Genomic DNA, 16,924 nt, shown 5'->3' with positions numbered 1-16,924 from the left:
CCGGCGTCAGGGTCGAGCAGGGGGCTTCCCGGATAGGAACGGCCGCCGGGAATCCGTAGCTTCGAAGAACACCGCACACAGCGGTGGGCGTGCCGCGGCCCGCGGTGGCGCCGCCCTTCGATGTGCCACGGAGGCGATGCGCATGTCCGCCGCGTCCAGCCGGCCGGCCACCGCCAAGGCCCGCCGCCCCCTCCTGCGGATGCGCCTGCCGTGGTGGGCACTGGCCCTGCCGGTGATCTCCTTCGTGGCCCTGCTGACAGTCGTCACCGCTCCCGCCGAGGCGAGGGCCGCGAGCGCCCCGCAGGGCCTGGTCGCGCTGCTGCTGCTCCTGGCCCGGATCGTGCGCGACGGTGTCTGACGCCGGCCCGGCGCCCGCGTCCCACCTCGTGGAGGGAGCACTTCAACACCCCGCGCCCCGTGCCGCCTTTCGTGCGAAGCTGGGACGCATGAGCGCCGATACACCCCGCCGGATTGTCCTCCTCCGACACGCCAAGGCCGAATGGTCGGAGACCAGCGATCATGAGCGTCCGCTCGCCGAGCGCGGCCGCAAGGATGCCCCGGTCGCCGGCCGCTGGCTGGCCGGAGCCGGGATCACCCCCGATCTGACCCTGTGCTCGACCTCAGCGCGTACCCGTGAGACCTGGAAGCTCGCCGTCCACGAGCTCCCGCAGCGACCCAAGACCGTCTATGAGGAGCGGATCTACGAAGCCTCCCTGGGCGAGCTCATCGCGCTGCTGAACGAGACCTCCGACGACGTCACCGACCTGATGCTGGTCGGGCACAACCCCGGCGTGCACGCCCTCGCCGACGCGCTCTCCGGCGACGCCGAGGGCGATCTGCTGCCCCGGATGAACCGCAGCGGCTTCCCGACGGCCTCGCTCGCGGTGCTCTCCTTCGACGGCTCCTGGAAGTCCGTCGAGCACGGCGTCGGACGCCTGGTCGCCTACTGGACCCCCCACGGGTAAGGCTGAGGACCCCGCGCGCCGGGAGCGCGGGGGAAGCGTGACGCACGCGAGAGGGCCCCGGCACACAGGTGCCGGGGCCCTCTTCTGTCCGTCGTTGCCCTTTGCCGGGCGGCGGTCCCTGCCGCGGCCGTGCCGACCGGGCGTGTCGACCGGGCCGGGCCGATCAGGAGGGGCCGGGCCGGACCACCGGACCGGGCCGCTCAGCCGACGAGCGTGTCCGCCGCCTCGACCTCTTCGCGGGTGATCCCCAGCAGATACAGCACGGTGTCCAGGAACGGCACGTTCACCGCGGTGTGCGCCGCCTCCCGCACCACCGGCTTGGCGTTGAAGGCGACACCGAGCCCGGCCGTGTTGAGCATGTCGAGGTCATTGGCACCGTCCCCGATCGCCACGGTCTGCGCGAGCGGCACCCCGGCCTGCTGCGCGAACTCCCGCAGCAGCCGCGCCTTGCCGGCCCGGTCCACGATGTCGCCGGTGACCCGGCCGGTGAGCTTCCCGCCGACGATCTCCAAAGTGTTGGCCGAGGCGAAGTCCAGCCCCAGCTCCTCCTGGAGCGCGTCGGTGACCTGCGTGAAACCGCCCGATACGACGCCGACTTGATAGCCGAGCCGCTTGAGGGTCCGTACCAGGGTGCGGGCCCCGGGGGTGAGCCGCACCTCCTTGCGCACGGCCTCGACCACGGACGCGTCGAGCCCGCCGAGCAGCTCGACCCGGGCGTGCAGCGACTGCTCGAAGTCCAGCTCACCGCGCATCGCGGCGGCGGTGACCTCGGCGACCTCGGCCTCACAGCCGGCGTGCGCCGCGAACAGCTCGATGACCTCGTCCTGGATGAGCGTCGAGTCGACGTCCATGACCACCAGCCGCTGCGCCCTGCGCTGCAGCCCGGCCGCCACCACCGCGACATCCACGCCGAGCCGCGCGGCCTCGGGAGCCAGCACACTGCGCAGCGCCTCGGTCGCCGCACCGGACACCGCGAACTCGACGGCGGTCACCGGATACTTGGCAAGCCGGAAGATGCGGTCGATGTTGCCGCCGGTGGCCGTTATGGCGGCGGCGATCGCGGCGGCGGTCTCCGCGGTGAGCGGATGCCCGAGCACGGTGACATGCGAACGGCCGGTGCCGCGCGGGCGGTTGTCACCGCGGCCGGAGATGATCTCCGCCTGGAGGTTCAGCGACTCGGCCCAGCTGTGCACGGTGGCCCGCAGGTCGCCTTCGGAGGTGCCGGAGGAGCCCTCGGCGGGGGAGGGGGCGGTGACCAGCGCGCACAGCGTGATGCGCCCCCGGGTCACCATCTGTTCGATGTCCACGACATCGACGGAGTAGGCGGCGAGGGTGTCGAAGAGACCTGCGGTGATGCCGGGCCGGTCCTTCCCGAAGATCTTCACGAGAAGGGTCGGTAGGTCATCGCCCGGTACGGCGGTGGCAGGCGGGATCTGCGATGCGCTCATGGTGCCCTTACGGTAACCGCCGGGCGGTCGCGGCCGTACGGGTGTCCGGGGTTCGGACCCGTGCGGCCCGGTCCCGCCGCGCCCCGCACCCCTGTGCCTCTGGCCCCGGCTGCCCGTCGATCGTTATCGAGTCGTGTCCGGCTCACCCCGCGTCGCCCGACCAGGGCATCTGCCCCGGCGCGCCAACCCGCCTGCCGGGGCGACGGGTTCGGTACGCCGGCGGTGCACGGACGCGACAGACCGAGCGGTCGGTCAGGTACGTATCTCCGCTTCCTCCCATCATGCGGCCTCCACCCCGGACGTGCAGGGCGCCGACGGCGGGCCGTGCCGCTCCCGCCGGAGCCCCTTCCGTCCGGAACACCCGCTATCCGGTGATCTCTGGGTGTCCATGGGTGCTTCCCGCGCTCCGGGGGTCTTTGACGGGCACCGGCACACGCAACCTGCACCCCGGCGCCGTCCCGGTTACCGGTCCACGGGCCGAGCCTGAAATAGTTCCTCACGATGTTCACCATCCCTGGACTTCCCATACAGGGCGTCACTCGGGGGACTATGTAATGGGGCGTGGAGTGCCTGAACTCGTACTCGAATTGAACGGAAGGACCTGGACGCTCGACCCGTCCCGGTCCTACAACGTGGGCCGTGATCCGCAGGGCGACATGGTGCTCGACGACGCCAGGGTCTCCTGGCGGCACGCCACCGTGCGCTGGGCCGGCCACAGCTGGCTCATCGAAGACCAGGGCAGCACCAACGGCACGTATGTCCAGGGCCGGCGGATCCACCAGATGGAGATAGGCCCCGGTGTCACCGTGCATCTGGGCAACGCCACCGACGGTCCCCGGGTGACCCTGTCCGGCGGGGCGCAGGCCGCCGACGCGTTCGGTGCGCAGGCCGCGCAGGCCGCGAGGGCGCCGCAGCAGCAGCCCGCGCAGGGCTGGCAGGCACCCCCCGCGCAGCAGCCGCCGGGCCACCACCAGCCGCCCGCCCAGCAGGGCTGGCAGGCGCCGCAGGACCAGCAGCAGCCGTACGTCCCACCGCAGCAGGCCCAGCAGGCCCAGCAGCCCTCGCAGGCCGTGCCCCCGCAGCAGGCCCGGCAGTCCCCGCAGGCCGGCGCCCCGGTCCACGGCGACCGCAGCCCGACCACGTTCCACCGCCTCGACTCGGGGCGGGTGATGCGCATCGGCCGTGCGCTGGAGAACGAGCTGGTCGTCTCCGACCTCCAGGTCTCCCGTCACCACGCCGAGTTCCGCGCCACCCCCGACGGCCGGTTCGAGATCCACGACCTCGGCAGTCACAACGGCACCTACATCAATGGCCAGCCGGTCCCCAAGTCCGGCAAGGCGCCGGTCGGGCCGAACGACATCATCGGCGTCGGCCACTCCACCTTCCGGATGGTCGGCGACCGCCTCGAGGAGTTCGTCGACACCGGTGAGGTCTCCTTCTCGGCCCGCCACCTCACCGTCACCGTCGACGGCGGCAAGCAGATCCTCAAGGACGTCTCCTTCGGCGTCCCCGAGAAGTCCCTGGTCGCGGTCATCGGCCCGTCCGGCTCCGGCAAGTCGACGCTGCTCAAGGCGCTGACCGGCTACCGCCCCGCCAACCAGGGCGATGTCCTCTACGACAACCGGAACCTCTACAAGCAGTTCGCCGAGCTGCGCCAGCGCATCGGTCTGGTCCCGCAGGACGACATCCTGCACAAGGAGCTGACCGTCGAGAAGGCCCTCCGGTACGCGGCCAAGCTCCGCTTCCCCGGGGACACCGCGGACGCCGAGCGCAAGGCCCGGATCGACGAGGTGCTGCACGAGCTCAAGCTCCACGTCCACAAGGACAAGAAGGTCACCTCGCTCTCCGGCGGCCAGCGCAAGCGGGTGTCGGTGGCCCTGGAGCTGCTGACCAAGCCGTCACTGATCTTCCTGGACGAGCCGACCTCCGGTCTCGACCCGGGCATGGACCGCGATGTCATGCAGCTGCTGCGCGGCCTCGCCGACGACGGCCGTACGGTCCTGGTCGTCACGCACTCGGTGGCCGAACTCGCGCTGTGCGACAAGCTGCTGGTGATGGCCCCGGGCGGCGGCGTGGCCTACTTCGGCCCGCCCGAGGAAGCGCTCAACTTCTTCCAGTACGACACCTGGGCGGATGTCTTCTCGGCGTTCGAGAACTACCGCGACTACGACTGGATGGGGCGCTGGCGCGGCTCCCCGCACTACCAGATGTACGCCGCTGACATCGACTCCGTCGCCCCGCAGTCGGTCAATGTCCAGGTGCCGCCGACCCGGATACACAAGTCGCAGAGCTGGGGCTCGCAGCTGTGGACGCTGATGCGCCGCTATGTCTCGGTGCTCGCCTCCGACCGGGGCTTCCTGGGCCTGATGGTCGTCCTGCCCGCGGTGCTCGGTGTGGTCTCGATGCTGATCCCCAGCGACTACGGCCTCGGCTACGGCCCGCTGGCCAAGGGCCGCACCAACCGCGACGCGAGCACCATCATGCTGATCCTCGCGGTCGGCATGTGCTTCTCGGGTGCCGCCAACTCGGTGCGCGAACTCATCAAGGAACGGGTGATCTACGAACGCGAACGGGCCACCGGCCTGTCGCGGTCGGCGTATCTGATGTCCAAGGTGATCGTGCTCGGGGTGGTCACGGCCTTCCAGGGCGGGATCATTGCGACGATCGGCTTCTGGACCCGGAATCTGCCCTCCGAGGGCCTGATCGTGGCGAAGGCCCCGGCGATCGAACTGGCGCTGGCGATCATCGCGCTCGGCTTCACCTCGATGATGTTCGGCCTGATCATCTCGGCGCTGGTGAAGACCGCGGAGAAGACCATGCCGCTGCTGGTCATGTTCGCCATCGTCCAGGTGGTCTTCACCGGTGTGCTCTTCCAGCTCTTCGACACCCCGGGTGTCGCACAGTTCGCCTGGCTGATGCCTTCGCGCTGGGCCGTCGCCGCGATGGGCGCCACCGCCGATATGAACACCCTGCTGCCCTGGGAGCCGGGAAATCCGGACCCGCTGTGGAAGCACCAGACCGGCGTCTATGTGATGGACATGATCATCCTGATCAGTCTGGGCGTCGGGCTCGCCTTCGTCGTCGCCCGGCTGCTGCGCCGCCACGAACCCGAGGTCATGCGCAAGTAGTACCGCGCACCGCACGCCCGAGGGGCGGCACCCGAGACCGGGTGCCGCCCCTCGGCGGTGTGCGCGATGGCGGACTGCCTGAACCGGTGGCTCAGTACGCCGAGTTGACGTTGTCCATCGAGCCGTACTTGGCGGCCGCGTAGTTGCAGGCGGCGGTGATGTTGGCGACCGGGTCGTACAGGTTCCAGGAGGTGCCTTCGACGTGGTACGCCTTGAAGGTCGGCGCGATGACCTGCAGCAGGCCCTTGGACGGGGTGCCGTTGATGGCGTTGATGTCCCAGTTGTTGATGGCCATCGGGTTACCGCTGGACTCGCGCATGATGTTGCGGTGGATGCCCTCGTACGAGCCGGGGATGCCCTTCTTGGCCATGATGGCCAGGGACTCGCGGATCCAGCCGTCCAGGTTGTCCGGGTAGGTCTTGGCGGCCGGCTTGGCGGCGGTCTTCGCGGCGACCGGCTTCACGGCCGGCTTCGCCGCGGCGGGGATCGCGGTGCGTACGGCGGACCGGCTCGCGGCGGCCTTCGTGGCGCGCGCCTTCTCGGCCTGGGCCTTCGCCACGGCGGCGGCCTTCGCCTTGGCGGCCTTGACGGCCGCGGCCTTCTTCGCGGCCGCCTCCGCCTGGCCCTTGGCGGCCGAGCTGTTGGCCTGCTGGGCGATCGTGGCCTGCTGGGCCTTGGCGGCGGTACCGACCGCACTGAAGGCGACCGGCTTCACGTTCTCGACAGTGGTGGCCTGCGCCGCGCCCTGATCGGCGTCGGTGCCCGGAACGGTGGTGAAGACCAGAGCTGCGGCACCGGCGGTGGCGACACCGGCGACGGACAGCTTCTGCATCCGGGTCAGGCGGCGGAGACCAGAAGTGGCGTGCTGAGGCATGGCGGGACAGACCTTCCGATGGGGGGACGCCGCACGGGCCCGGAATGGTGGCGAACGCCGTAATTCCCTTCACGGCGCCGAGCGACGGGGCCATTCTTAGCGGCCGGAAATTCCCCCGGCAAAGGTGTGACGTACGATCCGGCTTAGTGGAACCCTGGCGGCGGATATTGCGTCCCGAAGAGGACTTTCCCAGCTCACGCAGTAATGAGAGGTCCACTAACCCGGCTCGTAAGTGACCTGCGTCCTATGTGCGGCGTCACAGTGCGACGGTGTTTGTCTCGCCGGACGTAATTGCAAACGCACAGTCCGTATGCGTCACATCCCCGCCCGAACCCTGCGACGGAATCCTGGATTACCCCGGCCACCCGGCCCGACCGGGGCGCCGCTTCTGCACAGCCTCCGCACCCGGAATTCAGTCGGGCAGCACGAGATGCAGATCGCCGAATTCATGCCACAGATAGCGCCGCCGCACCGCCGCCGCGTAGGCCCGGCGCAGCGCCTCCCCGTCGTCCGCCACCGCCTGAAGCATCAGCAGATGGGAGGCGGTGGGCTCATGCAGCCCGGTGAGCAGGCCGTCCACCGCCCGCACCCCGCGCTCCGGCGTGACCACCAGTTCCGTCCACCCGGCCGCGGCCCGCACCCGCCCGTCCGCACCGGTCGCCGACTCCAGGGCCCGTACGGCCGTGGTCCCCACCGCCACGATCCGCCCGGCCGGGGTGCCCGGACGCTGCCGCCGCGCCGCCGCCCTGCGCCGGGCCCGCGCGGCGTTCACCAGCCACGCCGTGACCGGCGGCACCACGAACCGCTCCGCATACGGCGGCTCGAACGCCTCCGCCGAGGCGACCCCCGTATGCAGCGAGACCGGCGCGAACTGCACCCCCTTGCTGACCAGCCGCGCCACCAGCGCGGCGGTGAAGGGCCGGGCGGCACTCGGCATCTCCGCGCTGCCGGCGCCGGGGGAGTCCACCGCGAACACCGTCTGGTACGCCTCCAGCGGCTGGTCCCGGTCCGTGTAGCCGTAGCGGATCGGCCGCCCGTGGCGCCGCAGCAGCCCGTGCACCTCCGCGCCCGCCACCCGCGCCCACCACAGCCGGGCGCTCCCGGGGTCCAGCGGGGCCTGAAACGCCAGCCGCGCCCCGCCGGGCAGCCGCACCACCGTGCCGGCCGGGCCGCCCGCCCGCGGCACGGTGCTGCCCCGCCCATCCGGACTCCGCAGCTCCACCGCCCAGCAGCCGTCCACCGCCCGGCCCGCCGGGTGCCACCGGTCCGCCCGCGTGGAGAAGTGCACCACCACCGGCTCACCGCGCCCCCGGCCGTCGCCGACCCGGCCGTCCACCGCGGCCGGCAGCGTCCGCGAGGTGTTCACCACCAGCACGTCCCCGGCCGCCAGCAGATCCGGCAGCTCACCGAAGCCGTGGTGGCCGGGCTCCGCCGCACCCCGGCTCACCATCAGCCGTACGGCGTCCCGGCCGAGACCGGGCCCCCGCTGCTCGGCCGGCACCCCGGCCGACAGCTCCGACGGGACCTGTACCGCCTCCGTGATCACCGGGAGCTCCCCCCGTCGGACGCGGGCACCCCGCCGGACGGGCCCGCCCCGGCCGCCGCGTGATACCGCCCGCTGGGTGCCCGGTCGTCCAGCAGGCGCAGCAGTCCGGGGACCACGGTCCGGGGCAGCGGCCGCCCGGACGTGTCCTCGTCCGGTACGGCGGCCGCATACAGATCGGTCCGCATGTCACCCGGGTCCACCCACCACACCCGCAGCTCCGGCTCCTCCACCGCGAGCACTGCCGACTGCTGGTCCAGCGCCGCCTTCGTGGCGCCGTACCCGCCCCAGGCCGGGTACGCCTCGACGGCCGCGTCCGAGCTGATGTTGAGCACCGCCCCGCCCGTACGGGCAAATGTCCCTTTCGCCCCGATGGTCGCACCGCTTACTGCCTCATAGGTGGGTGAATCGGACGTTCCGGCATTTCGGGCATTCTCGATGTAAGGGTGTGAATCGTATGACGCTTCATTTTCGACATCCTCTATATAAGGAGTGTTCCCCGTGAAAGGGATAACTTCCTCGTACGAGTGCAGGTAGGAGGAATTCCGCAAGAGCGGCAAAGCCTCCTGGACGAGTCCGAGCGGTGCCACCACATTCACCTCCAGCGCCGCCCGCAGCCCGTCCAGCGGATGGTCCGCCAGCCGTGCCAGCGGCTCGGCCCCCAGTGCGCTCGCGTTGTTCACCAGCAGATCGAGCCCGCCCAGCGCACCGGCCGCGGCCACCAGCGCCTCCCGGTGCCCCTGGTCCGTCACATCCCCGGGCAGCGCGACCACCCGCACCCCCGCCCCGCGCAGCTCCCCCGCCGCGTCCTCCAGCGGCCCGGCCGACCTGGCGTCCACGACCAGGTCCCACCCCCGTGCCGCCAGCGCCGCGCCGAGCGCCCGGCCCAGTCCCTTCGATGCCCCCGTGATGACCGCCACCGGCATGATCGCGTCCCCTTTCGGTCCGGACCGGGATCCCGGCCCCGTCCTCACCGTAGGAACGCCGCGAGCCCCCGGACGTCGGCCGCCGGACCGGCCGTGGCCAGGGCATTCGGCCTAGGCCGGGCGGCGTAGGCGGGGGCCGCCGCCGGACCGATACGCGCTGGTCGCGCCGCCGGTACGGTGAGCCCATGACCAACGGACCGGGAGCCGGAATCCCCGCGGTGAGCACCGCGATCCTGGCGATGAGCAGGCATCTGGAGGTGCGCGACGTCCTCAAGACGATCGTGGCCTCGGCCCGCGAGCTGCTGGACGCCGAGTACGCCGCCCTGGGCGTGCCCGATGACCACGGCGGCTTCGCGCAGTTCGTGGTGGACGGCGTCAGCGCCGAGCAGTGGAAGGCCATCGGCCCGCTGCCCCGCCAGCACGGCATCCTCGCCGCGATGCTGCACAACGCCACCCCGGAACGGCTCGCCGACGTCCGTGCCGACCCCCGCTTCGGCGGCTGGCCGTCGGCCCACCCGGACATGTCCGACTTCCTCGGCCTGCCGGTCGCCGACGGCGACGAGATCCTCGGCGCCCTCTTCCTGGCGAACAAGCGCTGCCCGAAGGAGGACGGTCGCTGTGGCTTCACCGAGGAGGACGAGCGGCTGCTCGGGATACTCGCCCAGCACGCCGCCATCGCCCTGACCAACGCCCGCCTCTACGAGCGCAGCCGCGAACTGACCATCGCCGGCGAGCGCGCCCGGCTCGCCCACGAACTGCACGACGCGGTCGCCCAGAAGCTCTTCTCGCTCCGCCTCACCGCCCAGGCCGCCACCGCCCTGGTCGACCGCGACCCGGCACGCGCCAAGGACGAGCTGCACCAGGTCACCGCGCTGGCCGCGGAGGCCGCCGACGAACTGCGGGCCGCCGTCATCGAACTGCGCCCCGCCGCCCTGGACGAGGACGGCCTGGTCGCCACCCTGCGCTCCCAGGCCCAGGTCCTGGACCGGGCCCACTGCGCGCGCGTCACCTTCGCCGCCCACAGCGTCCGGGCGCTGCCCGCCGCCCAGGAGGAGGCGCTGCTCCGGGTCGCCCAGGAGGCGCTGCACAACGCCCTGCGGCACTCCGGCGCCGAGCTGGTCGAGGTGACCCTCACCCGCAACGGCCAGGGCGCGCTGCTGCGGATCGCCGACGACGGCTGCGGATTCGACCCCGGCGCGGTCCGCCGGGCCGGCCGCCACCTGGGTCTGGTCTCGATGCGCGACCGCGCGAGCGGCGTCGGTGGAAAGCTCACCGTGGAATCGGAGCCCGGTAAGGGCACCACTGTCGAGATGGAGGTGCCCGGTGGCTGACACGGACAGGAGCGGCGCGATGGGGATTCCCGCGGACGGATCAGGGGCGGCCGCCGGGCGGCGGACCGCGGGCGGCGGCCCGGCGATCCGCGTACTGCTGGTCGACGATCACCAGGTCGTGCGCCGCGGGCTGCGGACGTTCCTGGAGGTCCAGGACGACATCGAGGTGGTGGGGGAGGCCTCCGACGGCGCCGAGGGCATCGCCGCCGCCGAAGAGCTGCGCCCGGACGTCGTCCTGATGGACGTCAAGATGCCCGGCATGGACGGCATCGAGGCGCTTCGCACGCTGCGCGAACTGGACAACCCCGCCCGGGTGCTGGTGGTCACCAGCTTCACCGAACAGCGCACCGTCGTCCCGGCGCTGCGTGCGGGCGCGGCCGGCTACGTCTACAAGGACATCGACCCGGACGCGCTGGCCGGCGCCATCCGCTCGGTCCACGCGGGCCATGTCCTGCTGCAGCCCGAGGTGGCCGGCGCACTGCTGTCCCAGGAGGAGAACAATGGCGGCCAGGGGCGCGGCACTTCCCTCACCGACCGGGAGCGCGAGGTCCTGGGCCTGATCGCGGACGGCCGCTCCAACCGCGAGATCGCCCGCGCGCTGGTGCTGTCCGAGAAGACCGTCAAGACCCATGTCTCCAACATCCTGATGAAGCTCGACCTCGCCGACCGGACGCAGGCCGCACTGTGGGCCGTACGGCACGGCATCGGGGCCTGAACGCCCGTGGGGGAGCGCCGGGTACGACGGTGCTCCTCTACCGCCGACACAAGCGGAATGTCGTCTTCAGATCCGAGATTCATACTGTCGTGTAGCCATAGCCCATTCGGCGTATCCCTTCTCGGTCCGTGCCGTTGTCCAGTGCAGTCGTGGCGGCTGGCCACGGCAACGGCAACGAGGAGCTAGAGAAGTGAAGAACATCAAGCGCGCAGCGGCCATCACGATGGTGGCGAGCGGTCTCGCCCTCGCGGGCGCCGGTGTCGCCTCGGCGCAGTCGCAGGCCGCCGGCGGTGCGGACCACTCCCCGGGCATCGTCTCCGGCAACTCCGTCCAGGCTCCGGTGCACGTTCCCGTGAACGCCTGCGGTCTCACCGTCACCGCCATCGGTGCGCTCAACCCCACCTTCGGCAACCCCTGCCTCAACCACTGAGCGCAGTCCCGCCCGCAGCATCCGCCTGACCCGCCTGACGCCATGGTCCGCGCGGGTCACGCCGGACCGGCCCCGTCCGCCCATGGACGCGCGGCCGGTCCCCTCCCTCAGACACTGTCCTTCCGGCACTGTGCCACCACGTGAGGAACACGTCCCATGAACACCGCCAAGAAGGCCGCCCTCGTCCTCGCCACCACCGGACTCGCCCTCGGTGCGGCCGCCGGTTCCGCCTTCGCCGCCGGCGAGGCCGCCGGTGCGGCGACGCAGTCCCCCGGCATCGGTTCGGGCAACCTCGCCCAGGTCCCCGTGCACGTCCCGGTGAACGCCACCGGTAACACGGTCAATGTCATCGGTGTGCTCAACCCCGCCGTCGGCAACTTCACTGCGAACAACTGAGGTTGTCCGACCCGGGCCGAACGGCTTCGCCTGCCCAGAGGCATTCGGCCCCGGTCGGCAAGGGCCCCGCCGGACCACACAATGGTCCGGCGGGGCCCGTCCCGTTCACCCCCGGTGCCGCTCCCGCTCCTCCACCGCGGAGTTGTACGCCGCCACCTGCGCCCGCCGGGCCGTCCGCTCCACCGGCCGCAGCGCCTCGGCGCGGGCCGCGATCTCCGACGAGCTCACCGCGCCACCGTGCTCCCCGCCGGCCTGCTGCGCGATGTCGATCAGCGCACCGACGCGCTGCGCCAGCTCCAGCACCCGCACCGCACGCGGCGGGTACCCGGGAGCCAGCACCTGCCGGCCGGCCTCCGCCCGCGCCCGGTACGCAGCCAGCGCAGCCTGCGCCACCGGACCGGCCCCGGCCACATCCAGCGTCGACAGCAGCTCGGTCGCCTCCCGCAGGGCCTCCGCCAGCTCCCGCTCCGCCTCACCCAGCGACGGCACATCGGCCGGCGGCGCCTCGCGCACCGGCAGGCAGCGCCAGACCACCTCCACATGCACATCGGGTCCGGTGCCGCCCTCCGGCCCGGCCTCGTACCTCTCCGGAATCAGTCCCAGCCCGGCACCCGGAGCGAGCACCGCCTCCTCGGCCTCCAGCGCCCGCGCATTGAATTCCGGCGGCCCGCACAGACCCAGCGGATGCCCGGGAGCCGGCAGGGCCACCCACAGGCCCCTCGCCCCCAGCGTCCGCAGCCGCCCCAGCGCGAGGGTCAGGCCGACCGGCGCCTCCTCCCCGGGCAGGCCCTCCACGCGGTGCACCGCATCGTCGTCCGCGATCCGATGCGCGGCTTCATCAGGTGAGACAAGTCCGGCCAAAAGGGCATTTCCCCATGCCGCGAGCCGTCCTGAACGTGGTTCATCGAGCATGGCCCCCAGCCTAGGGAAGAGCACCGACAACGAGTGGCGTAGGTTTGCAGGGGGGCTGCGCCTACAGGTGTACGCGACGACCGAGAAGCAATGGGAGACAACGCGCTCATGAGCGATGTGCTGGAGCTGGTGGACGTATCCGTGGTCCGCGAAGGACGGGCTCTGGTGGACCAGGTCTCCTGGTCGGTGAAGGAAGGGGAGCGCTGGGTGATCCTCGGCCCCAACGGCGCCGGCAAGACCACCCTGCTCAACCTCGCCTCCAGCTATCTCTTCCCGAGCTCTGGCAGCGCCTCGATCCTCGGCGAGCAGCTCGGCCGGGTCGACGTCTTCGACCTGCGCCCGCGCATCGGCATCGCCGGCATCGCACTGGCCGACAAGCTGCCCCGCAGTCAGACCGTCCTGCAGACCGTGCTCACCGCCGCGTACGGCATGACCGCGCACTGGCAGGAGAACTACGAGGACGTCGACGAGCAGCGCGCCCGCGCCTTCCTCGACCGCCTCGGCATGAACGACTACCTCGACCGGAAGTTCGGCACCCTCTCCGAGGGCGAGCGCAAGCGCACCCTGATCGCCCGCGCCATGATGACCGACCCCGAGCTGCTGCTGCTGGACGAGCCGGCCGCCGGTCTCGACCTCGGCGGCCGCGAGGACCTGGTCCGCCGCCTCGGCAGGCTCGCCCGCGACCCGTACGCCCCCTCGATGATCATGGTCACCCACCACGTCGAGGAGATCGCCCCCGGCTTCACCCACGTCCTGATGATCCGTCAGGGCAAGGTGCTGGCCGCCGGCCCCCTGGAGCTCGAACTCACCTCCAGCAACCTCTCCCACTGCTTCGGCCTCCCGCTGGTCGTCGAGCGCAACGGCAACGACCGCTGGACCGCGCAGGGCCTGCCCCTGACCTGACCGCCCGTCGCCGGACCGCCTTCCCCAACGGGCCGTCCCCCGGCCTTTGTCCGGGGGACGCGGTCGCGGCACCGCGCGCTTTCGGCCGCTCCCCGGTCGCGCCCTGTCCCGGGCCGCCGCGCGGATCTACCATGAAGCCGTGGATCCATGGGTGTGGTGGCTGATCGCCGCCGTAGGACTGGGTATTCCCCTCGTCGTGACCGCGATGCCCGAATTCGGGATGCTCGCGGTCGGTGCCGTCGCCGGTGCCGTCACCGCAGGCCTCGGTGGCGGCACCGTCCCGCAATTCCTCGTGTTCGTCGCCGTGTCGGTGGCGCTGATCGCCGTCGTACGCCCCCTCGCCAACCGACACCGTGGTCAGAGCCCCCAACTGGCGTCCGGCATCGACGCGCTCAAGGGCAGGAGCGCCACGGTCCTGGAGCGGGTCGACGGCGGGGTCGGCGGCCGGATCAAGCTCGCCGGTGAGGTCTGGTCCGCCCGCTCCCTGGACGGCAGCCAGGTCTACGAGCCCGGCCAGCAGGTGGACGTCGTCGAGATCGAAGGCGCCACCGCCGTCGTCATCTGACCCGAACACGCTGCGCGACGAGCCAGGACTCTGGAAGACTGATCAATGGCAAGCCGGTCACCGGCCGGCGCGGACCAGCAACGAAGGGCACGGGAGCCGCTGTGGAACCGATCATCATCGTCCTGATCATCCTGGTGGTGCTCGTGTTCATCGCACTCATCAAAACGATCCAGGTCATTCCACAGGCCAGCGCCGCCATCGTCGAACGCTTCGGCCGCTACACCCGCACCCTCAACGCGGGCCTGAACATCGTCGTCCCGTTCATCGACTCCATCCGCAACCGCATCGACCTCCGCGAACAGGTCGTGCCGTTCCCGCCGCAGCCGGTGATCACCCAGGACAACCTGGTCGTGAACATCGACACCGTCATCTATTACCAGGTGACCGACGCCCGCGCCGCGACCTACGAGGTCGCCAGCTACATCCAGGCCATCGAGCAGCTGACCGTCACCACCCTGCGGAACATCATCGGCGGCATGGACCTGGAGCGGACCCTGACCTCCCGCGAGGAGATCAACGCGGCGCTGCGCGGCGTGCTCGACGAGGCCACCGGCAAGTGGGGCATCCGCGTCAACCGCGTCGAGCTGAAGGCCATCGAGCCGCCGACCTCCATCCAGGACTCGATGGAGAAGCAGATGCGCGCCGACCGTGACAAGCGCGCCGCCATCCTCCAGGCCGAAGGTGTCCGGCAGTCCCAGATCCTCACCGCCGAAGGTGAGAAGCAGTCCTCGATCCTGCGCGCCGAGGGCGAGGCCAAGGCCGCGGCCCTGCGCGCCGAGGGCGAGGCCCAGGCGATCCGGGTGGTCTTCGAGTCGATCCACGCCGGCGACCCGGACCAGAAGCTGCTCTCCTACCAGTACCTCCAGATGCTCCCGAAGATCGCCGAAGGCGACGCCAACAAGCTCTGGATCGTGCCGAGCGAGATCGGCGACGCCCTCAAGGGCCTCGGCGGCGCCCTCGGCAACTTCACCCCGCCGACCGGCGGCGGCTCCATCCCCAAGCCCAGCTCGCCGAACCGCGAAGCACCCCCGATCGACTGACACCCCCGATCGACCGACACTGCCGGGCCCTGGTGCATGATCGGGCGAAACCGCACCGCTCATGCACGGGGGGATCCGCGTGACCATCTGGGAAGCCGTCGCCATCTTCGCCGCCGGAATCGGCGCCGGCACGATCAACACCGTCGTCGGGTCCGGCACCCTGATCACCTTCCCGGTGCTGCTCGCCTTCGGCGTGCCACCCGTCACCGCGAACGTGTCCAACACCCTCGGCCTGGTGCCCGGTTCGATCAGCGGCGCCATCGGCTACCGCCGCGAGCTCGCCGGCCAGCGCCGCCGGATCCTCCGCTTCGGCGTCGTAGCCCTCATCGGGGGCCTGGCCGGCGCGATCCTGCTGCTCGCACTGCCCTCGAAGGCCTTCGACGCGATCGTCCCCGCCCTGATCGCCGTCGCGCTGGTCCTGGTCATCGTCCAGCCCAAGCTGGCCGCCGCGCTCCGCGCCCGCCGCGAGCGCAACGGCACCACCCCCCACCGCGACGGCGGCATCGTCCTGCCGGCCGGACTCCTGCTCGCCAGCGCCTACGGCGGCTACTTCGGTGCCGCCCAGGGCGTGCTCTACCTCTCCCTGATGGGGCTGCTGCTCCCCGAGGACCTGCAGCGCCTCAACGCCCTCAAGAACGTCCTCGCCGCGATCGTCAACGGCGTCGCCGCGGTCTTCTTCCTCTTCGTCGCGCACTTCGACTGGGCCGCCGTCGGCCTGATCGCGGTCGGGTCCGCCCTCGGCGGCCAGGTCGGCGCGAAGGTGGGCCGCCGTCTGCCGCCCACCGCCCTGCGCGCCGTCATCGTCATCGTCGGCCTGCTGGCCATCGCCCAACTCCTCCTCAAATGAGGCGAGTCGGGCGAGGGCCCGGCATCCGACGGCCCGGCCGGCCGCGCCCTACGCAGGCAGCGCCAGCCACTCCGGCAGCCCCTCCCGCACCGACACCCCCAGCGTCGACAGCAGCGCATCGGCCGGCGTCGGCTCGAACGGCCGCCGCAGCAGCTGCATCCCCGCCTGCTCGGGCGTACGGTCCGCCTTGCGGTGGTTGTCCTCCGCACACGAGGCAACGGTGTTCAGCCAGGTGTCCCCACCGCCGTGCGACCGCGGCACGACATGGTCCACGGTCGTCGCCCGGCGCCCGCAGTACGCACACCGGTGCTGGTCACGCACCAGTACCCCGCGCCGCGACCAGGCCGCCCGTTGTCGGAACGGCACCCGTACGTACCTGCAGAGCCTGATCACCCGCGGCACCGGTACGTCCACCGCGGCGGCACGGATCCGCAGCCCCGGGTGAGCGTGCTCGATGACCGCTTTGTCCTGCATGACCAGCACCACCGCACGCCGCAGCGACACCGTCGACAGCGGCTCGAAGCTCGCATTGAGCACCAGCGTCTCGCGCATCCCGCCCACCTCCCGGACCCGCTCCGCCCCCGCGGCGAAGCTGCTCCACTGTGCAGCGGCAGGTATTCCCCGAACAACGCAATTTCCGCATGCCACAAGGGAAATGGAGGGCGATCAGCAGATGAAAAAGAAGGACCGGCGGTACCCCGCGGACCGCGGAAAAGAGTGCGCTCCGGGTCCCACCCCCGTGAATTACCGGGACCCGGAGCGAACGGCAGCCGATGAGGACACCCGAGACGCATACGGGCCCCGGCGAACAGCGGGCGACACACCTGCGCCCCGCCGCTCCCGCCACTGCGGTACCTGCTGCCCGCCGCTCCTTTCACGGGGCGGCGGCACGGCAACCACT

The 16,924-nt window shown here is 71.4% G+C and carries 17 protein-coding genes; 11 read left to right on the top strand and 6 right to left on the bottom strand.

The window, feature by feature from the left end; all coding sequences use genetic code 11:
* The first annotated feature begins 142 nt into the window (after positions 1 to 142).
* Both CFW40_RS07495 and CFW40_RS07490 read left to right on the top strand, forming a co-directional pair.
* Complete coding sequence (locus tag CFW40_RS07495) at positions 143 to 358, top strand: hypothetical protein (protein WP_088797047.1); 216 nt, start codon at positions 143 to 145, stop codon at positions 356 to 358.
* 88 nt (positions 359 to 446) lie between these two features.
* On the top strand, positions 447 to 965 hold the full coding sequence (locus tag CFW40_RS07490; RefSeq protein WP_088797046.1) for a histidine phosphatase family protein: 519 nt from the start codon (positions 447 to 449) through the stop codon (positions 963 to 965).
* Between the two features lie 200 nt (positions 966 to 1,165).
* On the opposite strand, the gene serB is transcribed toward CFW40_RS07490, so the two are convergent.
* Entirely contained in the window at positions 1,166 to 2,413 is a 1,248-nt protein-coding gene (gene serB, locus CFW40_RS07485) for a phosphoserine phosphatase SerB (protein WP_088797045.1), read from the bottom strand.
* A gap of 554 nt (positions 2,414 to 2,967) precedes the next feature.
* Here serB and CFW40_RS07480 point away from each other — a divergent pair.
* On the top strand, positions 2,968 to 5,541 hold the full coding sequence (locus tag CFW40_RS07480; protein WP_088797044.1) for an FHA domain-containing protein: 2,574 nt from the start codon (positions 2,968 to 2,970) through the stop codon (positions 5,539 to 5,541).
* A gap of 91 nt (positions 5,542 to 5,632) precedes the next feature.
* On the opposite strand, the gene CFW40_RS07475 is transcribed toward CFW40_RS07480, so the two are convergent.
* The 3 genes from CFW40_RS07475 to CFW40_RS07465 all read right to left on the bottom strand — a co-directional run bounded on the left by CFW40_RS07475 (position 5,633) and on the right by CFW40_RS07465 (position 8,884).
* Positions 5,633 to 6,415 carry a transglycosylase SLT domain-containing protein gene (locus CFW40_RS07475; protein WP_088797043.1) on the bottom strand — a complete coding sequence of 261 codons (783 nt, stop codon included), beginning with the start codon at positions 6,413 to 6,415 and terminating at the stop codon, positions 5,633 to 5,635.
* 412 nt (positions 6,416 to 6,827) lie between these two features.
* Entirely contained in the window at positions 6,828 to 7,958 is a 1,131-nt protein-coding gene (locus CFW40_RS07470; protein WP_176956706.1) for an S-adenosylmethionine:tRNA ribosyltransferase-isomerase, read from the bottom strand.
* Positions 7,958 to 8,884: an SDR family oxidoreductase gene (locus CFW40_RS07465; RefSeq protein WP_088797041.1), complete on the bottom strand. Its 927-nt coding sequence runs from the start codon at positions 8,882 to 8,884 to the stop codon at positions 7,958 to 7,960. Before CFW40_RS07465 ends, CFW40_RS07470 begins: the two co-directional genes overlap by 1 nt.
* 185 nt (positions 8,885 to 9,069) lie before the next feature.
* Here CFW40_RS07465 and CFW40_RS07460 point away from each other — a divergent pair, with 185 nt between their 5' ends.
* The 4 genes from CFW40_RS07460 (at position 9,070) to CFW40_RS07445 (ending at position 11,756) form a co-directional block, all read left to right on the top strand.
* On the top strand, positions 9,070 to 10,215 hold the full coding sequence (locus CFW40_RS07460; RefSeq protein ID WP_088797040.1) for a GAF domain-containing sensor histidine kinase: 1,146 nt from the start codon (positions 9,070 to 9,072) through the stop codon (positions 10,213 to 10,215).
* Positions 10,208 to 10,930 (top strand): response regulator transcription factor, encoded by a 723-nt coding sequence (locus CFW40_RS07455; RefSeq protein ID WP_256331553.1) that lies wholly within the window; start codon positions 10,208 to 10,210, stop codon positions 10,928 to 10,930. Before CFW40_RS07460 ends, CFW40_RS07455 begins: the two co-directional genes overlap by 8 nt.
* Positions 10,931 to 11,120: 190 nt before the next feature.
* Complete coding sequence (locus CFW40_RS07450; RefSeq protein ID WP_088797039.1) at positions 11,121 to 11,360, top strand: chaplin; 240 nt, start codon at positions 11,121 to 11,123, stop codon at positions 11,358 to 11,360.
* Positions 11,361 to 11,516: 156 nt separating this feature from the next.
* Positions 11,517 to 11,756: a chaplin gene (locus CFW40_RS07445; protein ID WP_088797038.1), complete on the top strand. Its 240-nt coding sequence runs from the start codon at positions 11,517 to 11,519 to the stop codon at positions 11,754 to 11,756.
* A gap of 105 nt (positions 11,757 to 11,861) precedes the next feature.
* Here CFW40_RS07445 and CFW40_RS07440 read toward each other — a convergent pair whose 3' ends face one another.
* Positions 11,862 to 12,668, bottom strand: a complete 807-nt coding sequence (locus tag CFW40_RS07440; RefSeq protein WP_088797037.1) for a hypothetical protein — start codon at positions 12,666 to 12,668, stop codon at positions 11,862 to 11,864.
* Positions 12,669 to 12,758: 90 nt separating this feature from the next.
* Here CFW40_RS07440 and CFW40_RS07435 point away from each other — a divergent pair, with 90 nt between their 5' ends.
* The 4 genes from CFW40_RS07435 (at position 12,759) to CFW40_RS07420 (ending at position 16,023) form a co-directional block, all read left to right on the top strand.
* Positions 12,759 to 13,571 (top strand): ABC transporter ATP-binding protein, encoded by an 813-nt coding sequence (locus CFW40_RS07435; RefSeq protein WP_088797036.1) that lies wholly within the window; start codon positions 12,759 to 12,761, stop codon positions 13,569 to 13,571.
* A gap of 151 nt (positions 13,572 to 13,722) precedes the next feature.
* Positions 13,723 to 14,136 carry an NfeD family protein gene (locus CFW40_RS07430; RefSeq protein ID WP_088797035.1) on the top strand — a complete coding sequence of 138 codons (414 nt, stop codon included), beginning with the start codon at positions 13,723 to 13,725 and terminating at the stop codon, positions 14,134 to 14,136.
* A gap of 101 nt (positions 14,137 to 14,237) precedes the next feature.
* Positions 14,238 to 15,176 carry an SPFH domain-containing protein gene (locus tag CFW40_RS07425; protein ID WP_030087611.1) on the top strand — a complete coding sequence of 313 codons (939 nt, stop codon included), beginning with the start codon at positions 14,238 to 14,240 and terminating at the stop codon, positions 15,174 to 15,176.
* A 79-nt stretch (positions 15,177 to 15,255) separates the two neighbouring features.
* Positions 15,256 to 16,023: a sulfite exporter TauE/SafE family protein gene (locus CFW40_RS07420; RefSeq protein ID WP_088801957.1), complete on the top strand. Its 768-nt coding sequence runs from the start codon at positions 15,256 to 15,258 to the stop codon at positions 16,021 to 16,023.
* 48 nt (positions 16,024 to 16,071) lie between these two features.
* Here the strand turns inward: CFW40_RS07420 and CFW40_RS07415 are convergent, their stop codons facing one another.
* Entirely contained in the window at positions 16,072 to 16,575 is a 504-nt protein-coding gene (locus tag CFW40_RS07415; protein WP_088797034.1) for an HNH endonuclease, read from the bottom strand.
* Positions 16,576 to 16,924 lie beyond the last annotated feature (349 nt).

Origin of the sequence: Streptomyces sp. 2114.4, from assembly GCF_900187385.1 — a bacterium.
Taxonomy (GTDB): domain Bacteria; phylum Actinomycetota; class Actinomycetes; order Streptomycetales; family Streptomycetaceae; genus Streptomyces; species Streptomyces mooreae.
The sequence above is the reverse complement of the archived record's forward strand: the minus strand, read 5'-3'. Positions and strand labels throughout refer to the sequence as shown.